The organism is Candidatus Nanosynbacter sp. HMT-352 (genome assembly GCF_022819365.1).
In the GTDB taxonomy this organism is placed as follows: Bacteria; Patescibacteriota; Saccharimonadia; order Saccharimonadales; family Saccharimonadaceae; genus Nanosynbacter.
This window is the reverse complement of the sequence record NZ_CP089289.1, coordinates 249,357-269,244: the sequence shown is the minus strand read 5'-3', so window position 1 is coordinate 269,244 and position 19,888 is coordinate 249,357. Positions and strand designations below refer to the sequence as shown.

At 44.8% G+C, this 19,888-nt stretch carries 18 protein-coding genes; 2 read left to right on the top strand and 16 right to left on the bottom strand.

What is annotated here, in order from left to right; genetic code table 11:
* Positions 1 to 2: 2 nt before the first annotated feature.
* Together LRM49_RS01440 and LRM49_RS01435 are read right to left on the bottom strand one after the other, a co-directional pair.
* Positions 3 to 1,571, bottom strand: a complete 1,569-nt coding sequence (locus tag LRM49_RS01440) for a hypothetical protein (RefSeq protein WP_243778088.1) — start codon at positions 1,569 to 1,571, stop codon at positions 3 to 5.
* A gap of 37 nt (positions 1,572 to 1,608) precedes the next feature.
* Positions 1,609 to 3,231: a GspE/PulE family protein gene (locus LRM49_RS01435; RefSeq protein WP_243778087.1), complete on the bottom strand. Its 1,623-nt coding sequence runs from the start codon at positions 3,229 to 3,231 to the stop codon at positions 1,609 to 1,611.
* Between the two features lie 51 nt (positions 3,232 to 3,282).
* Here LRM49_RS01435 and LRM49_RS01430 point away from each other — a divergent pair, with 51 nt between their 5' ends.
* Positions 3,283 to 3,843 (top strand): TrmH family RNA methyltransferase, encoded by a 561-nt coding sequence (locus LRM49_RS01430; RefSeq protein ID WP_243778086.1) that lies wholly within the window; start codon positions 3,283 to 3,285, stop codon positions 3,841 to 3,843.
* 486 nt (positions 3,844 to 4,329) lie between these two features.
* On the opposite strand, the gene dnaE is transcribed toward LRM49_RS01430, so the two are convergent.
* The 11 genes from dnaE to LRM49_RS01375 form a co-directional block, all read right to left on the bottom strand.
* Positions 4,330 to 8,070, bottom strand: a complete 3,741-nt coding sequence (gene dnaE / locus LRM49_RS01425) for a DNA polymerase III subunit alpha (RefSeq protein ID WP_243778085.1) — start codon at positions 8,068 to 8,070, stop codon at positions 4,330 to 4,332.
* 19 nt (positions 8,071 to 8,089) lie between these two features.
* Entirely contained in the window at positions 8,090 to 8,386 is a 297-nt protein-coding gene (locus LRM49_RS01420; RefSeq protein ID WP_129631163.1) for a DUF5665 domain-containing protein, read from the bottom strand.
* Positions 8,355 to 8,642, bottom strand: coding sequence for a hypothetical protein (locus LRM49_RS01415; protein WP_243778084.1), 288 nt, complete (start codon positions 8,640 to 8,642; stop codon positions 8,355 to 8,357). Before LRM49_RS01415 ends, LRM49_RS01420 begins: the two co-directional genes overlap by 32 nt.
* A 15-nt stretch (positions 8,643 to 8,657) precedes the next feature.
* Positions 8,658 to 9,551 (bottom strand): UTP--glucose-1-phosphate uridylyltransferase, encoded by an 894-nt coding sequence (locus LRM49_RS01410; RefSeq protein ID WP_243778083.1) that lies wholly within the window; start codon positions 9,549 to 9,551, stop codon positions 8,658 to 8,660.
* Between the two features lie 35 nt (positions 9,552 to 9,586).
* Positions 9,587 to 11,035 carry an Asp-tRNA(Asn)/Glu-tRNA(Gln) amidotransferase subunit GatB gene (gene gatB / locus LRM49_RS01405; RefSeq protein WP_243778082.1) on the bottom strand — a complete coding sequence of 483 codons (1,449 nt, stop codon included), beginning with the start codon at positions 11,033 to 11,035 and terminating at the stop codon, positions 9,587 to 9,589.
* Complete coding sequence (locus LRM49_RS01400; protein ID WP_129637596.1) at positions 11,035 to 11,454, bottom strand: hypothetical protein; 420 nt, start codon at positions 11,452 to 11,454, stop codon at positions 11,035 to 11,037. The genes gatB and LRM49_RS01400 overlap by 1 nt, the downstream gene beginning before the upstream one ends.
* Positions 11,454 to 12,824: an Asp-tRNA(Asn)/Glu-tRNA(Gln) amidotransferase subunit GatA gene (gene gatA / locus LRM49_RS01395; RefSeq protein ID WP_243778081.1), complete on the bottom strand. Its 1,371-nt coding sequence runs from the start codon at positions 12,822 to 12,824 to the stop codon at positions 11,454 to 11,456. The genes LRM49_RS01400 and gatA overlap by 1 nt, the downstream gene beginning before the upstream one ends.
* Entirely contained in the window at positions 12,824 to 13,111 is a 288-nt protein-coding gene (gatC, locus tag LRM49_RS01390; RefSeq protein WP_243778080.1) for an Asp-tRNA(Asn)/Glu-tRNA(Gln) amidotransferase subunit GatC, read from the bottom strand. The genes gatA and gatC overlap by 1 nt, the downstream gene beginning before the upstream one ends.
* Positions 13,112 to 13,176: 65 nt before the next feature.
* The gene (locus LRM49_RS01385) at positions 13,177 to 13,968 is read right to left on the bottom strand and encodes a hypothetical protein (RefSeq protein WP_243778079.1); all 792 of its coding nucleotides are present in this window, start codon (positions 13,966 to 13,968) and stop codon (positions 13,177 to 13,179) included.
* Positions 13,969 to 13,998: 30 nt separating this feature from the next.
* Positions 13,999 to 15,969 (bottom strand): excinuclease ABC subunit UvrB, encoded by a 1,971-nt coding sequence (uvrB, locus tag LRM49_RS01380; RefSeq protein ID WP_243778078.1) that lies wholly within the window; start codon positions 15,967 to 15,969, stop codon positions 13,999 to 14,001.
* A 27-nt stretch (positions 15,970 to 15,996) separates the two neighbouring features.
* Positions 15,997 to 16,596 (bottom strand): hypothetical protein, encoded by a 600-nt coding sequence (locus tag LRM49_RS01375; protein WP_243778077.1) that lies wholly within the window; start codon positions 16,594 to 16,596, stop codon positions 15,997 to 15,999.
* 120 nt (positions 16,597 to 16,716) lie between these two features.
* Here LRM49_RS01375 and LRM49_RS01370 point away from each other — a divergent pair, with 120 nt between their 5' ends.
* Entirely contained in the window at positions 16,717 to 17,388 is a 672-nt protein-coding gene (locus LRM49_RS01370) for an LOG family protein (protein ID WP_243778076.1), read from the top strand.
* On the opposite strand, the gene LRM49_RS01365 is transcribed toward LRM49_RS01370, so the two are convergent.
* Genes LRM49_RS01365 through LRM49_RS01355 form a run of 3 tightly spaced genes read right to left on the bottom strand, consistent with a single transcriptional unit; the run spans position 17,389 to position 19,741 of the window.
* Positions 17,389 to 17,868, bottom strand: a complete 480-nt coding sequence (locus LRM49_RS01365; RefSeq protein ID WP_243778075.1) for a hypothetical protein — start codon at positions 17,866 to 17,868, stop codon at positions 17,389 to 17,391. It abuts the gene before it with no gap.
* Positions 17,868 to 18,830 (bottom strand): carbohydrate kinase family protein, encoded by a 963-nt coding sequence (locus LRM49_RS01360; protein WP_243778074.1) that lies wholly within the window; start codon positions 18,828 to 18,830, stop codon positions 17,868 to 17,870. Before LRM49_RS01360 ends, LRM49_RS01365 begins: the two co-directional genes overlap by 1 nt.
* The gene (locus tag LRM49_RS01355; RefSeq protein ID WP_243778073.1) at positions 18,830 to 19,741 is read right to left on the bottom strand and encodes a class II fructose-bisphosphate aldolase; all 912 of its coding nucleotides are present in this window, start codon (positions 19,739 to 19,741) and stop codon (positions 18,830 to 18,832) included. The genes LRM49_RS01360 and LRM49_RS01355 overlap by 1 nt, the downstream gene beginning before the upstream one ends.
* Positions 19,742 to 19,888 lie beyond the last annotated feature (147 nt).

The following is a 19,888-nucleotide window of genomic DNA, read 5'->3' as shown; positions in this document are numbered from 1 at the left end:
GCCTAAGCGCCAGCACCGTGCTTAGCCGCATCACGAGAGTCTCCATCTATAAACAGAGCCACTAACGACTCCTGGTTCTGTTTGTCACAAGCCCCCAAAAATAGCACCATTTCAGTCACTCCAGCTTCCTGAAGAGATTTTTTAGTCTCACTTTCATCAGACATGTCTTCAACGCTGACTTTTGATACATAAACCCTCTTAGCGTTATGTGTCTGTTCTTTCCAGGCGTAAATTATAAACGGATAAAGCTCTTTTAATCTATTATTTAAGCCAACTGGCAAACCGACAGACTTATCTTCTGAAGTTGCCACGCATTTAGCAGCCATAGCTAATTTATCCTTAATAATAGGTAGAATGTCCCGCTTCTTCTCGTCGTTTTCGTATCCAGTCATTTTATGCTCGACCTTTTTAGCCTCTTCAGTGCGCGTGTCAACTACTGCAACCGCAGTACCGTCACCACCACACTCAACATGCAGTACATTCACAGCAGAATCTTCTTTAAGCCACGGAAACGTCTCGCTATCAAGTATCACAGCATCTCCCGCTTTCAATCCAATCTCTACCGGCCGAGAATCTTCTTCAGCTCTCGACTTCGGTTTATTTGACCTTTTCTTCTTGGTGGCTTTTCTCAAAGATTCACCCGCAATTTCAGGCGCCACCTTGTAAGTTGTGAATTTTTCAGAAAGAACCCTCAGCTCTCCCTCTAAAATTAACTTCGCTTTTTCTTTCACTATAGATCTAGCAAGAGTTCGCACATTCGGACAATTTTCCTCGAATACAATCCCTGTATATTCACGAGCCAATAACCCCTCATCCAGACATTTCATCTCGTTTACACAGTCAAGTATGACTTTCGCCCAATTCAGGTCTCTTTCATAATTAAAGAAGGCTTCAATGCGTTCCATACGCACATCAACATTGCTCTCGAGCATTGCATTAAATTCGTCATATTTAATTCCCGAAAAATCCGCCAACAGCTTAACCAATCTGTCCGTATTTTTACAAACTGGATCATATTCAGGCTGACTTACTTCAAATTCTATAAATGAAGAAGTGTCGTCTTCCTTACGAATGCCATCAATCACAGCCTCCTTAGTCTCTAGCGCTAGTTGCATATATTCAGAGTCAGCAATATCTGGGTTAAGATTATTATTCCTCTGAAATTTCTTTACTTTAGGAATTTTACACCCCTCAAGATTGCAGTATTTCGGAATATTAACTTCCGCTATATTATCAGGAAAAATCTTATCCAATGACGACATAAAAGCATTTAGCGAGGCTTCATATTCCTTATTAAATTCCTCTTTCAACCGAGAACTCACTTCGTCAAAATCATAGCAGACCTCCAAATACTCAGGAGACTGGTCGTATGTATCCTTAGCCTGCTTAAGACTATCAATTACAGGCTTATATTTCTCAACCAAGTCCTTAAATATGGATGAATCTTTGGGCACATCTTCATATATATATTCAAGGAAATTGATAACAGTATCAAAAATTTCACAGACAGAGTCTTTCTCAGACTCTGAGGATTCGCTATCGTGATAAGAGTGTTCCGAAACTTCGCTCATAAACTAATATTTTATCAGTTTATGGATATAAAGTCAATTATATTACTCTATTGACTTCTTCTAATGTTGTTTCGCCACGAAGAGCTGCCAACACGCCAGCCTGAAGTAACGTCACCATGCCATCTTCTTTTGCAGCCTTTTCAATCGCTTCCGTATGAACATCCTCAACATCGCCACGCAAGAATTTCTGAATATTCTCGCTTACAGCCAACTGTTCCATTACCGGAATTCGCCCCTTGTAGCCAAACGGAACGTCATCCGTCGGCACCGCACGCCAAAGCTTAAACGTATCAAGATCTGGGCAATCAACATTCTCCGGCAAATCCTTCAAGACTTCTTTCACCCATTTGCGAGTCGCCTCATCTGGCTCATACTCTTCCTTGCTATCATCCCATAATCGCCTCACTAGTCTCTGAGCAATCACCAGCCGAACCGCCGAGCTAAAAATCGGGTTTTGCCCAATCATGTCAATCATCCGACTAAACGCCGCCGCAGTCGAATTGGCGTGGAAGCTAGACAACACCAAATGTCCCGTAATTGACGCCTGAATCGCAGTCTTTGCAGTTTCATTATCGCGAATCTCACCAACCATCACCACGTCTGGGTCAAGGCGCAAAACACTACGCAAACCGTCAGCAAACCTCTGTCCATTTGTCGTATCAATTGGAATCTGAGCAATCCCAGGAATCGTATTTTCTACAGGATCTTCCAGTGTGATAATCTTTCGATCCTGAGTATTAAGAGCGTTCAAAATGCTATATAACGTCGTAGATTTTCCCGAGCCAGTCGGACCAACCATCAACAACATCCCGCGCGGATGAGAAATAACTTCATCAATTTGCTCGCGCTCTTTATTTGAAATACTCAAGAGATCCAAGTTCAACATTGACTCATCGAAATTGAACAATCGAAGCACCAAGTCCAAGCCGTACACCGTCATCACGGCTTCCACGCGCAAATTCAGTACATGCGACACACCATCTCTATGAATTTCCTGCTGCATATGTCCAGACTGAGGCTCTCTGGAAGCAGTAGAAATATTCGCGCGCGACGCCAAAGTCGCCATAATCACTCGATATCTATCTCTGCTAAGTTCTGCCACTGTGTGCAAAGCTCCGTCAACACGCATACGAATTCGAATCGATTCACGCTGATTTTCGATGTGAATATCCGACGCACCCAACAAATCCGCTTGGTCAATCAAATAATTAAACACGTCATTTGTACCCACAGAAGCCAAAGTCTGAGTAACCTGCGCCAGAGTATCACTATCACCTTCCTTAGCAATTTCGATGTTATCGTAAATCACTTTTTTCGGCGGATCAAACCTAAGCATAATTGACCGAAACGCCGAACCAGAAATTAAGAAGAAGAAGATTCGCTTGCCATTTTCAACATACTGATCTCGCATCCGCTTCATCAACGATTCAGAAGTTTGTGACGTAACACCAAATCGATAAGATTGGTCTTCCTCATTAAAGGCTAGCGGAACCAGCCGACCCTTATACATTTCTTCTATCGTCAAAACACCCTTAAGCAAAGGTAAAGTTTCTTCAAATTCCCGCCCATCAAGATATTGAAGTCCTAAAATTGACGCTCGACGACGAGTCGCTTCCTCATCTTGCTCGCGGCGTCGCGCCTGAATTTTATCTTCGTCCATATGAAAATTATACCAAAAAGCTTACGGTTTGACGAGTGATATAATAGTGATATGAATCCAGAAATTACTCTGTTAGTTCACAATATTCGCTCAACGCATAATGTTGGGGCGATTTTTCGCACAGCCGAAGGATTTGGCGTAAAAAAGATTATTCTCAGTGGTTACACGCCGTATCCAGAATTGAGTTTATGCAGCAGAGCGCCTGCTTGTGCGCTTGTCGATGGAGAAATTCGCTCTGAGGATCCCCGCCTGCCACACATTCGCGAGAAAATCACCAGCCAAATTCATAAAACAGCCTTAGGCGCGGAAAGTTTGGTGTCATTTGAGTTTTACGAGGATATCAATGATTGGATTAAAGAAAATCAGCGAACAGAAAACTTGCCAATCATCGCGCTGGAGCAATCAAAAGACAGTGTGATGCTACCAGAATTTCAGCCGCCTGAAAAATTTGCGCTGCTACTTGGAGAAGAAGTCCACGGAATCACGCCGGAGCTTTTGGGTAGTTGCGACTTCACCGTAGAAATCCCGATGTTCGGCCAAAAAGAATCATTCAACGTGTCGGTCGCAACAGGAATTGCGCTGTTCGGACTGATTTTCCCGAGGATAAAATAATCTCAACAACGAATAAATAAATCCCTCAAGTCTACTTATTGACTTTATTAAGCATATGTGTTATATTTATATGAACTTTCTCTGGAATCCCCCAGAGAAAGTAGTCCCCTACATGAAAGGAATAGGAAGATGACCTTTGACACCTTCTTCATCTCCACGATCTTCGCTGCTATGTATACCGTGTGGTATGCCTATACATCCCCTTCGGGCGTTGGCCGGAAGGTGCATACACTCGCCGCTGCGTCGGCAGCATGGCTGTTACTTTTCTTCACCTATTACATGGTGGAGGAATCGCCTCATCGCCCAACATACCACACGGTACTGATACTCGTGTGGTACTGTGCGGTAGCCTTGACCTACGCAGCCCTTTACTATAGAGGCTGCGCCGAAGAGCACAACAAACTGCGGGACAAGTCCCGCTGACAGATAGTTAGCTCGCCTTGAGACTTTTGGTCTCGGCTGAGACCTCTGTCAGCGGGCTAACTATCACTTTAGAACTACACACTCTTCACCCAGAGTGTTTTTTAATTGGCTTAATAGATTGTCATTAGCATCCACCTTAAACGGCAGGCGCATGGCTGATTTTTCTTTCTCGCCCAGCACCAAAACCACGTCAGTCGTGCCAGCATTCTCGCCGCACACAGACTTCATTTTCACTAACCGCGAATGGTCATTCGGATCTTTAATATACACAAATAACTTTGAGGCGGGAATTTCTGGCGCAACATTAACAGGCGCCGAATGAGTTTTTGGTTGTGGTTTGGCGGCGTCATTCTTTACGGCAGACTTCGGAGAAACTCCATTTTTCTGATTACGATAAGCTTCACGGCGCTCTTTTTTTACGGCAGAGCTAATTTTTGGCGCTTCCATTTTACGTCCAGTCGACTCATAGCCATTGATATCGTTGTCCGTAATCGCAATAATATCATCGGCAATTAGCTTACTTTCATTGCCCAAATTTCCGTCACGATCTCGCGCTGAATTTTTACCAGAAACTCGAATCACCGCGTCCTGAACCAACTTGGCTCCAACTTTCTCATACAGATTTGGAAAGACAATTATCTCGCCCTCACCAAACTTGTCCTCAATTCCCACGAACGCCATTTTTGAACCGCTTTTTGTGACAATTGTACGAACGGTACTAATAATTCCCCCAACCGTCATCATTCGACTGTCGTACTCAGGAACCAACTGCGTTAATGGTTGAGTTTGTTCGCTCAAATACGTTTCATATCTATCAAGCGGATGCGCCGAGATATACAACCCCAACAATTCTCGCTCCCACATCAAGCGCTCTTTATCGTCGTGTTTCACAGGAGCCTTCTGGAGATGGAGAGTTGATTGGACGCTCGCCGCATCATCGCCACCCAGCATTCCAAACAAATTTGTCTGCCCACTGGCGGCTTCTTTTTGGAGCTTGGACGCAAATGACGTAATAGAATCCAGATTGAAAAGCAAATCAGATCGATCGCCCATATCATCAAATGCACCAGATTTAATAAGCGACTCCCAAGCCTTGCGATTAAATTTACTGGTCGAAACACGCTTGGCAAAATCTTCCACCGACAAGAACACACCCTCCTCGCGCGCTCGCAGAACTTCCTCGACCGCACCAACACCAACGCCCTTCACCGCCGACATTCCGAAACGAATTTTATTCTCATTCGGCACCACAGCAAACTCAACGAATGATTCATTTACATCAGGACTCAGTACACTAATTCCCATGTGCTTACACTCAGTGATTTCAATTGCCAGACGATCAGTGTCGTCGTGGTCGCTAGTCATAAGCGCCGCCATAAACGCGTCAGGATAATGCGCTTTCAAATAAGCCGTCCAATAAGCAATCAAACCATAACAAGCGGCGTGCGACTTATTGAAACAATAATTAGCGAACTCTTCCAGCTGAGTCCAGAAAGTTTCCGCAATTTCCTTAGTTGCACCACCAACTTTAACCGCACCCTCGACGAATTCAGGCTTGACCTTTTTCATCAAGTCAATTTTTTTCTTACCAACAGCCTTTCGCAACGTGTCAGCCTGACCACCAGTAAATCCGCACCATTCCTTAGAAATCTGCATAAACTGCTCCTGATAGACCAAAATTCCGTAAGTATTTTTCAGCGAGTTTTTCATTCCAGCATGCAAATAAGTTATCTCTTCCTCGCCGTGTTTACGCCTAATAAAACTGTCAATAAACTGCATTGGGCCCGGACGATAAAGAGCCACCATAGCAATAATGTCTTCAAACGTAGTCGGCTTTAGCCCGCGCAAATACCGTTTCATTCCCGCCGATTCCAACTGGAATACACCAGTCGTGTCGCCGCGCTGAAACAGCTCATAGGTCTTTTTATCATCAAGAGGCAGCTCCGAAAGATTAATCTCTTTCTTGTAAGCTTTTCGGATAATCCTCATGGCGTTATTAATAATCGTAAGGTTCGAAAGCCCCAAGAAGTCCATCTTCAATAGACCCAACTCTTCAACCTCACCCATCGGGAACTGAGTTGCCACCACGCCCTTTTGCGCCATTTCAAGTGGGATATAATTGACCAACGTATCTGGCGCAATCACCACGCCACAAGCATGAACGCCGTGGCTACGAATCGTCCCTTCCAGCTGAATTGCATAGTCCAAAACTTCCTTTGCGGTCGGATTATTTTCATATTCATTCCGAAGATCCGCATCCTCTTTAATACTCACAGATAGCGGAATATGACGCCCCTGGTTTGGCGGCGGAACTAACTTCGCCAAGCGGTCGCTCTCAGCGTACGGAACTTCCAAAACCCTAGCTACGTCACGCACTGCCATACGACCAAACATCTTACCGAACGTTGCGATATTACTGACATGATCTTCGCCATATTTTTTCGCACAATATTCAATCACTTCATCGCGACGCGTATCCTGAATATCGACGTCGATGTCGGGCATAGAAATACGATCAGGATTCAGGAATCGCTCAAACAGCAAACCGTATTTTAGAGGATCAAGATCTGTAATGTTCAGTGCATACGCAATAATTGAACCAGCCGCACTACCGCGCCCAGGCCCAAAAACAATTCCCTGCGATTTTCCCCAGTTGATAAAATCCTGGACGATCAAGAAATAACCTTCATAGCCCATATTTCCCATCACGCCAAGCTCCATCTTAGCGCGCTCACGAACCTCATCAGACAACTTCGGAATAATTTCGTCAGGGTCTAATTTCTCAGCCTCCTCCTTCGAAGCTCCATTGTAACGCTGCAATAAACCTTGATATGTCAATCTAAGCAGATATGAATGTTCATTCTCGCCATCTGGCAATGGATATTTTGGAATAAGAATTCGCCCAAGCTCAATCTCAACGTCGCAGCGATCAGCTATTTTTTTCGTGTTGCGAATAACTTCAGGAAATTCCTCACCCCAGTGATCGATAATATCGCGCGGATCTGTCAAATGAAGCTCAAAATCCTTCAAGCTCATTCGCTTTTCATCACTGAGATACGAGCCCGTCCCAACACAAAGCAGAATCTCGTGTGCGTCTTGATATTCGTGCGTCAAATAGTGACCATCACAAGTTACTACCATTTCAATACCAAGCTCTTTTGAAAGCTTAATCAAGCCTTCATTAATTTTTTCCTGCACGTCCCAGTGAGTATTCGACTTCGGATGTCCATGATCCTGTAGCTCCAGATAATAACGATCGTCAAAAATCGACTTGTACCACTTGGCAATATCACGAGCGCGATCATAATCATCTTCTTTCAGCGCCACACCAATTTCACCACTCGCACAGCCACTCAGAACAATCAGCCCCTCATTCAACTCCTCCAGCAAATCATGATCAATTCGCGGCTTATAATACATTCCCTCCAGATTAGCGCGCGTCGACAACTTCATCAGATTGTGAAAACCCGTATTGTTCATCGCCAGCACGGTCAAGTGAAAACGCTGCTTGTCCTTGCCTGGATCGCGGTCAAATCGTGAACGAGTCGCCACGTAAGTTTCAATTCCGATAATCGGCTTAATTCCCGCTTTTTTGGCGGTCTTGTAATAGTCCAGAATGCCGCTCATCGTGCCGTGATCAGTTACGGCAGCAGCCTCCATTCCGAGCTCCTTAACCTTATCGACCAAGTCATGAATCTTAGTCAATCCGTCCAGCACCGAATGAAAAGTGTGATTATGAAGATGCACGAAATCTGACGGCTTCAAAGCCGCCGACGATGATTGTTCGCTTTTCCCCTCAGTCATTAATAACAATTATAGCACGCTATTGACGGCGTTGCATTGTCTCAATTAAGTGGTTGATAAAATCAGCCAACGGCGGGAAGATGTCGGCAAATTGCCCCAAAATCCAAATCAATATCGCAATCAATAACGTCGCACCCAAAGCACTTCCCAGACCAAAGAAAATTCCGCGAACAAAATTCACCCAGTAAACCTGGTGGCGAGATTTATGAAAATCAAAGAACAAATCCTCCAGAATCGCCCGACGAGCGTCGTTTTCATTATCACGAACAATTTTCTTCGCCAACTTATTTGGCTGTTCTTTGGCTGACTTTTTCACTCTTTTTTACCTTCTTCTTTGAGAAAAATTTCGAGAAAAATCCACTCTTTGAAGCGAAGCTTTTGGCTAGTTCCACACCAATTGAAACCGTACTTACGATTCCGTTTAAGTTAGCAATTCGCTGGCTTATCGCCTCCACGTTTTGCTGAGTTTGGTGAATTTGGCGCGTTAATTTGATGATAGAAATTGTCATAGCGATCATCATGATGACAAAAATCGCCATCAAAACCACTAGAATAATAAGCAATCCGTTCATGCTATTTATTATACATTATTTTAGGCGATCCGTCAGATGAGCGCGTAATTTATCGCCAAAGTTAGGGTCACGCAGCCCAAAATCGATCACCGTTTTTAGATATTCCAATTTGTCACCAGTGTCATAATAAGTGCCGTTCGTAATCTCTACGCCATAGAAATCAAATCCGTCGTCAATCATTTGCTGCATAATTGGCTGAATCGTAAACTCGCCGTTGTCATCAAACTCTTCCTTGGCTTTGTCTAGATAGCCGAAAATTTCGCCTGGAAGTAAATAGCTACTGACGCTAGCCAAATCAGAAGGCGCATTCTCCTTGCCCGGCTTTTCAACGATATTCGTCATTTTTATAACGCCGTCTTTCACTACTTGACCGTTGACGACTCCATAGCGATCAAACTCCGCATCATCGGTGATTTTCTTACACGACAAAACCGCTCCGTCTAGGTTTTCTGACGCCTCAATCATCTGCTTGAAACGACTTGGACTAGCCGCAATAAAGTCGTCTGCAAATGTGTAAATCACAGGCTCGTCATGATGAATCAAATGCGAAGCACACGCCAAAGGCGTTGCGTTGCCGTACGGACCTTTCTGGCGAATATAAATAAAGTTCGCCATATCAGCCAAATTCTGCACCGCGTCAATGAACGGCTGTTTTTTAGGACCGCCAGCGCGCAAATTGGCCAAAAGTTCTTCATTCGGCTCGTCAAAATGATCCTCGATTGCTCGCTTATTCGCGCTACCGATAATAATGATATCTTTAATGCCGGCCTCAACCAATTCCTCAACGACGTATTGAATAATTGGCTTATCAATCAGCGGCAACATCTCCTTTGGCATGGCTTTGGTTTGCGGCAAAAATCGCGTACCAAAACCGGCAGCGGCGATGATAGCTTTAGTTGGTTTTCTCATGTTTCAGCTCCTATTCTCTATTATCTTCAGCAATTCTAAAGTCTTTCGCGAATCAGTTTTTGCGCAAGGCTTGGGTTGGCTTGACCCTTAGACTTCTTCATGACTTGCCCAACTAAATAACCAATAGCCTTATCTTTTCCAGCCTTGATGTCTGCAATTGACGCCGCCGAAGCTGGATCACTCAGAACTTCGTCAACGATTGCAGCAATCGCCGATTCATCAGAAACTTGCAACAAATTCTTCTCTTCGGCAAGCTTACGCGGATTTTTCGCGCCAACCAGAAGCTCATTGAATAACTCCTTCGCATTCGTGCTGGAAACTTCAGACTTCTCTGTCATTTCAGCCAATTCTATCAAATCGTCAACCGCCACGCGTGTAGATTCATTGTCTGTTTGCGCGTCACTTTCGTCAGAAGCTGTCAATGCACTCGCAAACCAATGCGCGACTCGCTTAGCGGACGCCTCGCCCGACTTTTCCTGAACTTCCAATGTAATCTGGGCGTAATCCTGATTAGACAAAAGCGAATTGATAACAGATTTATCCAAGTTCAGTACACTCCATTTTTCCCTATATTCGCCCGGAAGCATCGGCACCTTGGACTGAATTTCAGCAATCACCTCGTCAGTCAACACAACTGGCGGAATATCTGGGTCTGGCATATAACGATAATCCTGTGCGTCCTCCTTTGACCTCTGAGAAATAGTTATCTGCTTGTCATCATTCCAACCCCTGGTCTCCTGAACAACTTCTTCGCCACGTTCCAAAATATCGACTTGACGCTTGAACTCGTACTCAGCAGCCCTTTCAACACTGCGGAAGGAATTGAGATTTTTAATTTCTGCGCGCTTTCCAAGCTCTGCCGCACCCTTCTTTGCTACTGAAATATTGACGTCAAATCGCATATTTCCGTGATACAAATTGCCGTAAGTCACACCCGCGTAAACCATCAATTTATGAAGTTCCGAAACGTAAGCTTTAGCTTCCTCGGCCGAATGCATATCTGGCTCAGAAACAATCTCAATCAGCGGCGTGCCAGCGCGGTTAAGGTCGACCAACGAATAGCCGTCATGATGCGTCAATTTACCAGCATCTTCCTCCATGTGAGCATGATCAATTCGCACGCGTTTCAAAGAACCATCTTCCAGCGGCGCGTCGACATATCCAGCCAAAATAATCGGATTATACATCTGTGAAGTCTGATAGCCCTTTGGTAAATCTGGATAAAAATAATGCTTTCGATCAAATCGGCTAACGTGCGCAATCGGCGAATTCAAGGCTTTTCCAGCACGAACTGCCAACTCAACGGCGCGCTTGTTCAAAACTGGCAACATCCCCGGCAAACCAAAGTCAATCTGATGCGTCTTAGTATTCGGCTCAGCGTCACGAGCGTCATTATCAGCCGGACTAAATAGCTTGGTTTTCGTCGCTAGCTGAACGTGACATTCGATACCAATTGTCATTTCATAATCGTCATATACACTCATTATAATGCTCCCAAATCTTTTAATGCCTGTTCAAAACTTGCCATAGCTCGACGAAAACTCTGCGCCGTTACCGTTACGTTAGTCTCGTGGGCAATTTGATTACGCAATTTATGTGCCGCCCAAAGCCCATTTTCATCGCTCCAATATCCCTTGCGAGATTTCATACGCTCGCCCATCGTTTCGCCAGCCACGCCGCAGTCGCGCATAGCTTTGTCCAGCAACTTATCCGCCTTCATTATCGCCATCTGCATACTTTCCGATTTTCTGGTTTCGACATTGCGCAAAATTTGCCGCCAAACCCTCTGGTACATTTCCTTGTCAATTTGACCGCGACCACGAGAAGTCAATTGAATGAAAATCATCAGCAAGGCGCCGATAATCAACGCCGCAACAACTATCGCGACTATTAATCCGTCCATCAAATCTTCTCCACTTCCGAAACTAGCTTCAGCAAGTTCTTGTCCGACTTGTAATCGCCGATAAGCTGCACGCCAATTGGCAAACCTTCGTCACTATTTCCAGCTGGCGCGGCAACCGCAGGAAGTCCAGCCAAACTTGCCGGCACAGTCATAATGTCCGCCAAATACATCTTTATCGGATCACTAGCATTCTCCCCAATCTTAAACGCAGGAGTCGGTGCAACCGGCATCAATAGCGCGTCATATTCGGTAAATAACTTCTTAAATTCGTCAATCAACAACGTCCTGGCTTTTTGAGCCTGCATGTAGTAAGCGTCAAAGAATCCACTTGACAACACAAAGCTCCCTATCATGATTCGTCGCTTATTCTCAGTCATAAATCCTTCATTTCGACTGCGACCGTAAAGTTCCGCCAAAGTTTTTACTTCCGCCGCTCGATGACCATATCGCACGCCGTCATATCGCGCCAAATTCGAGGATAATTCCGCTGGCACAATTATGTAATACATCGCCAGAGAATGTTGCATCATGCTCAAATCCACTTCTTCAATTTCGTAGCCAAGCTGCTTCAATTTCTCCGCATAATCAAGCGTTTTTTGGCGAACTTCCGCGTCCACGTCATCGGTCATACATTGCTTGACCAGACCTATCTTTTTCTTTGCAAATCCTGGCTGATTATTCCAAAAATCAGGCAAAGTCGTCATATCCTTATCATCGCGACCAGCCATAATTTCCATCACCAAATCAGTGTCTTCTGCGTTCGTAGCAAAACAACCGATCGTGTCCGTACTTGACGCCATAGCAACCACGCCATAACGACTAACAGCTCCATAAGTCGGCTTAATTCCAACAACCCCGTTAAAGCTGGCTGGCTGACGAATCGAACCACCAGTGTCCGTACCAAGTGCAAACGGAACCACGTCAAGCGCCGTAACTACCGCCGATCCGCCAGATGATCCACCAGCAACTCGCGTTTCATCTGCAGCGTTCTTAGTTGGGCCAAATGCCGAGTTTTCCGTCGAACCGCCGTGCGCAAAAGCATCCAAATTCGCCTTACCAATGCAAATCGCACCTTCCGCTTCCAATTTCTCAACAGCCGTCGCCTGTAGTGGCGCATTAAAGTTTTCTAGCATTTTTGAAGCGGCAGTTGTTGGCGCACCAAACGCCAAAAAATTGTCCTTCACAACAAATGGCACGCCCACCAATCGTCCAGAAATCTCGCCAGCGTCAACTTTTTCTGCTCGCTCCAGCGCACGCTCTTCCGTTAAGCTAAGCAGCGCATTATATTCCTCAATTTCACGCGCTCGTCGCAACGCTTCTTTTACGTTCTCGACCGCGCTCTTGCCGATAAAATCACTAATCTTACTCATTACAATACCTGCGGAACTTTCACTTGGTTATTCTGTTTTTCTGGCGCCAAATCAAGCAACTTCTCAACAGGAATCCCCGCCTGAACTTCATCCTCACGCCAGACATTGCTCAATCCCGTAACTTGATAAGTCGGCTCAACACCCGACACGTCAAGCTCGCCCAACTGCTCAATATAGCCAATTATATTTTCCAAATCTTGGCGCAGTCCGTCGGTTTCGTCATCAGTCAATGCCAGACTACTCAAACTCGCCAAGTACTGAATATCGCTGGTAGAAATAGTTATCATATCAATATTATACCACTAAAAAAAGCCGCCCATCAAAGTGAGCGACTTTATTTTTCCAAGTTTTATTACATTGAGTAATCTTGGTAGTTCTTGTAGCGACTGTAGTCTGACGGAATAGTCTTTGCTGAGCTGCCCGTGTCATGCGCCTTAACAGCAATTGTGATAGCGCCAGTCAATAATACGACAGAAGAAGCCACAATCAGCATCAAAGACAAAGCCTTTGACATGTTGCGTCCTTTGACAATTTGGCAAATGAAGTAAGCGCTAGTAGCAACAATTGCAAGAGCTAATGCGTATGGCAAGAATTCACCCAAGTACAAACTCTTATAGAATTCGCCGCCGTCACCAACGCCGATGAATAGCAATGAGTTGATCAAAATACTCACTAATCGAGCAACCAAGTCGACAGCCGGAATGATCAAAACAGCCAAACCGCCGTAAGTCACTAATTTGTAAGCTGTTCGCTTTGTGTAACCTTCACGCTCTGGAACGGCTTTTGATACGCGCGAGAATAGAACTAGTGACAATACAGCCAAAAGCACAGCAAACACTGACGCCGCAATAATTCCCGTTCCCTGAGTTACCATTGATGGGGCGAAAAATCCGCCAACACTTCTTAATAACATTGACGTTGAATTCGTCCACAAACCAAACACCTTAGTGATGATATCAATCAGCAACATGATTGAAACAATTGCCGAACCCATTGCTAAAGCGTATTCCAAGGTCAGCATCTTTGCCTTACCCTTATTTGGGTCTTCATATGCGTATTGTGGATATGCTTGGTAAGCATTTGGTTGCATCGGCATTTCTGGTTGCGCGACGTTTGTTGGCTGTGGTTGTTCTTTTGTTGCCATAATCCCTCCTAATCTAATAATATTTTTATTCTACATCGTATGACGAATTTCTGCAATTAAATCACGCAGTTCTGCCGCTTTTTCAAATTCCAAATTAGCGCTATGCAATTCCATTTGAGCCGTCAGATCTTTAATCAAAGCCGGATATTCGTCTTTTGGAATTTTCTTCAGGTTAAGTTTTGGCTTTTTATCAGATTCTTTTTGCGGAATAATCGAGCGCAAACCATCGTCAATTTTCTTCTGAATAGTTTGTGGCGTAATATTATGCTCTTCGTTATATTTCTGCTGGATCGCTCGACGTCGATTCGTTTCGTCAATTGCTCGACGCATACTATCCGTAACATTGTCGCCATACATAATAACTCGCCCATCAACGTGCCGCGCCGCCCGCCCAATCGTCTGAATTAGCGCCTGTTCACTACGCAAGAAACCTTCCTTATCGGCGTCCATAATTGCCACCAAACTGACTTCCGGAAGATCCAGACCTTCACGCAATAGATTAATTCCAACCAGCACGTCATACGTTCCAAGCCGCAAATCTTTCAGAATATCACCACGTTCCAGCGTATCAATTTCGCTATGCAAATATGCCGTCTTCACGCCGTTTTCCGTCAAATAAGCGCTCAAGTCCTCCGCCATTCGCTTGGTTAGCGTCGTCACCAACACGCGATGACCTTTCGCAATCGTCTGGCGAATTTCCTCCATCAAATCATCGACTTGCCCATCAGTTGGTCGAACTTCAATCGGCGGATCAAGCAGTCCAGTCGGTCGAATAAGCTGCTCAGCTGGCTTTGGCGAATGAGAAAGCTCATAATCTCCCGGCGTGGCAGAAACGTAAATTGCCTGATGAATATGCTGATTGAACTCGTCAAATCGAAGTGGGCGATTGTCCAATGCGCTCGGAAGGCGAAAACCATGCTCAACCAAAACTTCCTTACGGGCGCGATCACCGTTGTACATTCCCCGAACTTGCGGCAACGTCATGTGCGATTCGTCAACCAAAAGCAACCAATCGTCCGGAAAATAATCAATCAAAGTCGCAGGCTGCTCGCCAGGTTCTCGGTCGGTCAAATAGCGCGAATAATTCTCAATCCCTTTCACAAAACCAGTTTCCTTCAGCATTTCCAAATCATATTTGGTGCGCTGACTCAGCCTTTGCGCCTCTAAAAACTTGCCATTATCCTCAAACCATTTCAGCCGTTGATTAAACTCATTTTCAATCCCAACAATCGCCTTTTCAATTCGTTCACGTGGCGTCGAATAGTGGCTGGACGGGAAAATTGTCAATTGGTCCGGCCGATCTAAAATCTCGCCAGTCAAAGGGTCAATCTTCGTCAGCCGCTCAATTTCATCGCCAAAGAATTCCACGCGAACCGCAGTATCTTGACCCGCTGGAAAAATATCCACGACATCGCCGCGCACCCGAAAAGTTCCGCGCGCAAAATCGACGTCATTGCGCTTATACTGAATGTCGGTCAATAGGCGAATAAACTTGTCCTGAACTCGGCGCTCACCAACGGTCAATTTAATAGCCATATCAGCGTAAGTTTCTGGCGAACCAATGCCGTAAATACAACTCACACTTGCTACGATAATCACATCGCGGCGCGTAAGCAGCGCAGAAGTTGCCGCGTGCCTAAGCCGGTCAATCTCGTCGTTGATTTTCGAATCTTTCTCTATATAAGTGTCGCTCGAAGCGATGTACGCCTCTGGCTGGTAGTAATCAAAATAGCTAACAAAATAGTGGACTTCATTGTCCGGAAAAAATTCCTTAAACTCAGAAAAAAGCTGCGCCGCCAAAGTCTTATTGTGAGCCAAAACCAGCGTCGGCACATTGCGCTCGGCAATAATATTCGCCATCGTAAACGTCTTCCCTGAACCAGTCACACCCAGCAAAGTTTGCTCGCGCTGACCTTTTTCCAAATCATCGACTAACTGAGCAATTGCTCGCGGCTGATCGCCCGTGGGCTGATATGAAGAAGAGAGGCGAAATTTATTCACCTCTCTATTTTACTATATTTATGAAAACTAGTCTTGACTATAAGTTTGAGACGAGCCAGAAACTTCACATTTGCCGTCAACCAAACGACTTGGAACCGACGCCGACTTCAAGTCTGAACATGACATACCGCCTTGCTGCGTGCCCGCAACAATTGCAATTTCACCAGTGCCGTTCTTTGGTCCGATAATAGTATAAGCATTCGTCAAGCCATATACTGCCGCATATTTTCCATATGCACGGTCGATGATTGGCTCATACACAGAACCTTCACGCTCTGGAATTGGCTGACCAACTTTAGACTTCAAAAACTTCTTCAAAGAGCTATCAATATCCAATTTATCAACATCACTTGCTGAAGTTAAACGAATGCCCGTACCGTCGCCTTTGGTTCGGAAATCTTTATACTCTTTCTTTGCCTCATTTGACGGCTCCTCGCCTTCACCGCGAGTTTTTTCCAGTGAATCAGATGAATCCTTCTTTGTCTGGCTACTTTTTACCGAAGCGCTAGAATCCTTATCTTTATACACAGCACCAGCAATTATCCAAGTAGCCATAGCAACAATGATTATACCCATAATAACCACCGCCGCGATCAGCCATTTATTAGCCGTTGATTTATTTTCCATAAAACCTCCATTTAGATTGTGTTTTGATTGTATATGATGGATTATTTGCCGTCAATGTATTGTAACCATAGACATTTTATGATATAGTAATAAAGTTAAAATCATAAAATAAAAAGGATAATGATGACACCGAAAAATGTTTGTATTCCGCGCGAATTGCAACTTCAGGCTGCAATGTTCAGATTAGGAAAAGTCGATGACGAAATTCATGCTGGCTATGAAATTCTCCAAAAATATCATAAAACCGTAACTTTTTTTGGATCAGCCAGGATAACTGAAGATAATGAATATTATCAAAAAGCCAAAGATTTAGCGTTTCAGCTAGCCAAAGAAGGCTATACAATTATCACCGGCGGCGGCGGCGGAATTATGGAAGCGGCAAACCGCGGCGCTATGGAAGCTGGCGGAGAATCAGTCGGATTCAACATTCGCTTGCCACACGAGCAATCATTAAACAACTACACGACAGATTCGTTCGCATTCACCCACTTCGCGCCACGAAAAATCGTTATGACGCTTCTAGCTGATGCGTACGTTTGTTTCCCTGGCGGATTCGGTACAATGGATGAAATTTGTGAGATTATCACATTGACGCAAACCAAGAAAATGGCGCCCGTGCCAATTGTTCTGTTTGATAAAAAATTCTGGGGCAAATGGGATGATTTTGTGCGCGAAAATATGCTTCCAAATAAGCTAATCTCTGACGGCGATGAAAAAATCTACACAATTACCGAAGATATTCCAGAGGTGGTTAAATTAATTAAAAATCAGCGAACTTGTTGCGACCGATAGTTATTTCTTAGGTTTCGGCTCAATCCAACAAATTCCACCCTGGCAAACCACTCGCTCTACGGCTGGATTGTACGTGCGCGGGTGGTTTTTATATCGGCGCGTAATCTCAAATCCCAGACCTCGCTTGCCATACGTTGTTTGCTGCTTTCCCAGAGGTAACTGGCAGTGATAGTTATTTATAACATCCATTGGATTAAAAGAAATCACTTGCCCATCAACGTCCAAAAGCACCCATTCAGAGGCCTTGAACGGCGCCCATTTGTCCACTTTCGGCGCAATAGCCATTAGCGATTGATAAATTTCTTCCGCCGTAGCGTTTGACGGATCCAGACCTAGAGATCGAATAATCGAGTGCGCTCTAGCCAATATTTCCGCAATCAATCGCACATCGCTATCATCTCTAGTCATCTGCCTGAGCTCGGTTAATGCTCGACGCTTTTTCACGTCACCGCCCAACAATTTTCCCAAATTTTGCGCCATTATATTTCCCTTTCTTGAATTGGCATAACATGAAGCACTGTGCCAGCATATAAAATTCCAGCCTTTGCTCCAATTTTCATAACCACCGAACTAGCGTTCGCGCTGCCCATAATCACAGAGTTTTTCAAATTGCCACTTCGCGCCCATTCACTCAAAAATCCCGACGCAAACGCATCTCCAGCGCCAGTTCTGTCAATTGACGGCCTGTCATCGTACATCAGCGCTCGCACGATGGTTTTTCCGTCGCTTGCAATTGAGCCATTTACGCCATCCGTCACCAAAACGACCGGAACTAATCTCAAGCCTCTTCTAACCAAGGCTTCTAAATCCTCGCCAGACACCAACTGTTGCATTTCTTCTTTGTTCAAAGTTAAAACATCGACATCAGACAATAATCCCAGCAATTTATCCTTTTGTGCCAATTCTTTCTTTCCAGGATTAAAACAGATTTTCATATCGCGACGTTTGGCTTGCTGGAATAATTTATGAAGCATCGGCATATTTCCCGCCAAAGTTGAAACGTATAGCCAATCCGCGTCCTCTTCAGACAAATCAAAATCCGCCTCATGATAATGCGTCGAAGCTCCGCGATACGTTAAAATCGTTCGCTCGCCATTTGAAGCTAATAGTAACACCGAATATCCCGTACTGTATTTTGGCGAATATCGCACCAAATGCGTATCAATATTTTCCTTATCTAAATCTGCAATTACCGCTTGCCCCGCTGGATCATGACCGATTGCTCCCATAAAACTAGCATAATGACCTTGCCTGGAAAACGTTACCGCGGCGTTTGTAGCGCCACCACCAGTTGAAAAATGAATCTGGTTTACGTCGGCTTTCGCACCCAAATCTAGTCGCGCAAAACAATGTTCCGGACTTTCGCAAACTGGCGTCAGTGCGTCTGATTGACTTAAAAATACGTCTTGAATCGCCGCGCCAACCGTAATGATTTTCGCCATTAAACCACTGCCTTTCGCGCGGAATTAAACGCCTTAATCTTCGACTCCACCACTTCCTGTACGGCAGCATAAACTGGCGGCATCAATTTAACGATAGCGTACTCATTTGGATTTTCTCGCAAGGTTTTCTCCAGGGTTGTTCGGAAGGCGTAACGCATATCAGAATTGATATTGATTTTAGAAACGCCAATTTTCGCAGCATCCTCAAAATAATGCAGTGGCGTGCCAGACCCACCGTGCAACGAAATCTGACAATGAATCGCCTCGCGAATGTCAACCAACAAATCCAAATCCAACACTTTCGGAACTGGATATTTGCCATGCAAATTGCCAATCGCCGCCGCAAAAGTATCAATTCCAGTCGCCTCAACAAACGCACGCGCACCTTCTGGCGTAGAGAAGGTCTTTTTTATCTCCTCATAATTTATATCTTCCGTATGAACATTTGAACTTCCGCCAAAATAATGCGGCTCAGACTCCACTAGCGCACCAGTAAACTTGGCATATTCAACAACTTCACGAGTCTTCGCAATAATTTCCTCGTCGGAAGCATTATGATTTGCCTGAGAAATATCAATATGGATAAACTCATATCCAGCGTCAATCGCTCGCTTACAGCCCTCAACCGTCGGACCGTGGTCCAAATTCAAGTACATTTCAATCCCGTACTCAGCCTTATAATTGTCCACCAAATCGCGAACGTTCTCTAGACCCATAGCCTTCACTTCGGCGTCAGAAACCTCAACCAACACTGGTGATTGAAGCTTTTGTGCCGCCCGCGCCACTGCAATCAACGTCTCTTGATTGTCAATATTAAACGCCCCAACCGCAAAACGCTGCGCCCGTGTCCGCTGCATTAAATGACGCGCCCGCGTCGTGTTTTTCCGAATCTCTGAAATCGATAATCCCATACTGCCCCCTAAAATACTTATGGTAATTATATCAATTACCGCCCGCTATGCCAAGAGAATTGACATTATGTTGTTTTGGTGATAACATAAAATAACTTTTGCTCGGGGCTTTCCTAGGGGCAAAAGAGCCCTTTGGTCTTGAGCGTC

Bases quoted from the DNA above. Each gene is read 5' to 3' on its own strand.
- LRM49_RS01435 (WP_243778087.1), bottom strand. From the start codon at position 3,231: ATGGACGAAGATAAAATTCAGGCGCGACGCCGCGAGCAAGATGAGGAA.
- LRM49_RS01430 (WP_243778086.1), top strand. From the start codon at position 3,283: ATGAATCCAGAAATTACTCTGTTAGTTCACAATATTCGCTCAACGCAT.
- LRM49_RS01355 (WP_243778073.1), bottom strand. From the start codon at position 19,741: ATGGGATTATCGATTTCAGAGATTCGGAAAAACACGACGCGGGCGCGT.
- LRM49_RS01375 (WP_243778077.1), bottom strand. From the start codon at position 16,596: ATGGAAAATAAATCAACGGCTAATAAATGGCTGATCGCGGCGGTGGTT.
- gatC (WP_243778080.1), bottom strand. From the start codon at position 13,111: ATGATAACTATTTCTACCAGCGATATTCAGTACTTGGCGAGTTTGAGT.
- gatA (WP_243778081.1), bottom strand. From the start codon at position 12,824: ATGAGTAAGATTAGTGATTTTATCGGCAAGAGCGCGGTCGAGAACGTA.
- LRM49_RS01370 (WP_243778076.1), top strand. From the start codon at position 16,717: ATGATGACACCGAAAAATGTTTGTATTCCGCGCGAATTGCAACTTCAG.
- dnaE (WP_243778085.1), bottom strand. From the start codon at position 8,070: ATGACTGAGGGGAAAAGCGAACAATCATCGTCGGCGGCTTTGAAGCCG.
- gatB (WP_243778082.1), bottom strand. From the start codon at position 11,035: ATGAGTGTATATGACGATTATGAAATGACAATTGGTATCGAATGTCAC.
- LRM49_RS01410 (WP_243778083.1), bottom strand. From the start codon at position 9,551: ATGAGAAAACCAACTAAAGCTATCATCGCCGCTGCCGGTTTTGGTACG.
- LRM49_RS01415 (WP_243778084.1), bottom strand. From the start codon at position 8,642: ATGAACGGATTGCTTATTATTCTAGTGGTTTTGATGGCGATTTTTGTC.
- LRM49_RS01400 (WP_129637596.1), bottom strand. From the start codon at position 11,454: ATGGACGGATTAATAGTCGCGATAGTTGTTGCGGCGTTGATTATCGGC.
- LRM49_RS01365 (WP_243778075.1), bottom strand. From the start codon at position 17,868: ATGGCGCAAAATTTGGGAAAATTGTTGGGCGGTGACGTGAAAAAGCGT.
- LRM49_RS01360 (WP_243778074.1), bottom strand. From the start codon at position 18,830: ATGGCGAAAATCATTACGGTTGGCGCGGCGATTCAAGACGTATTTTTA.
- LRM49_RS01440 (WP_243778088.1), bottom strand. From the start codon at position 1,571: ATGAGCGAAGTTTCGGAACACTCTTATCACGATAGCGAATCCTCAGAG.
- LRM49_RS01385 (WP_243778079.1), bottom strand. From the start codon at position 13,968: ATGGCAACAAAAGAACAACCACAGCCAACAAACGTCGCGCAACCAGAA.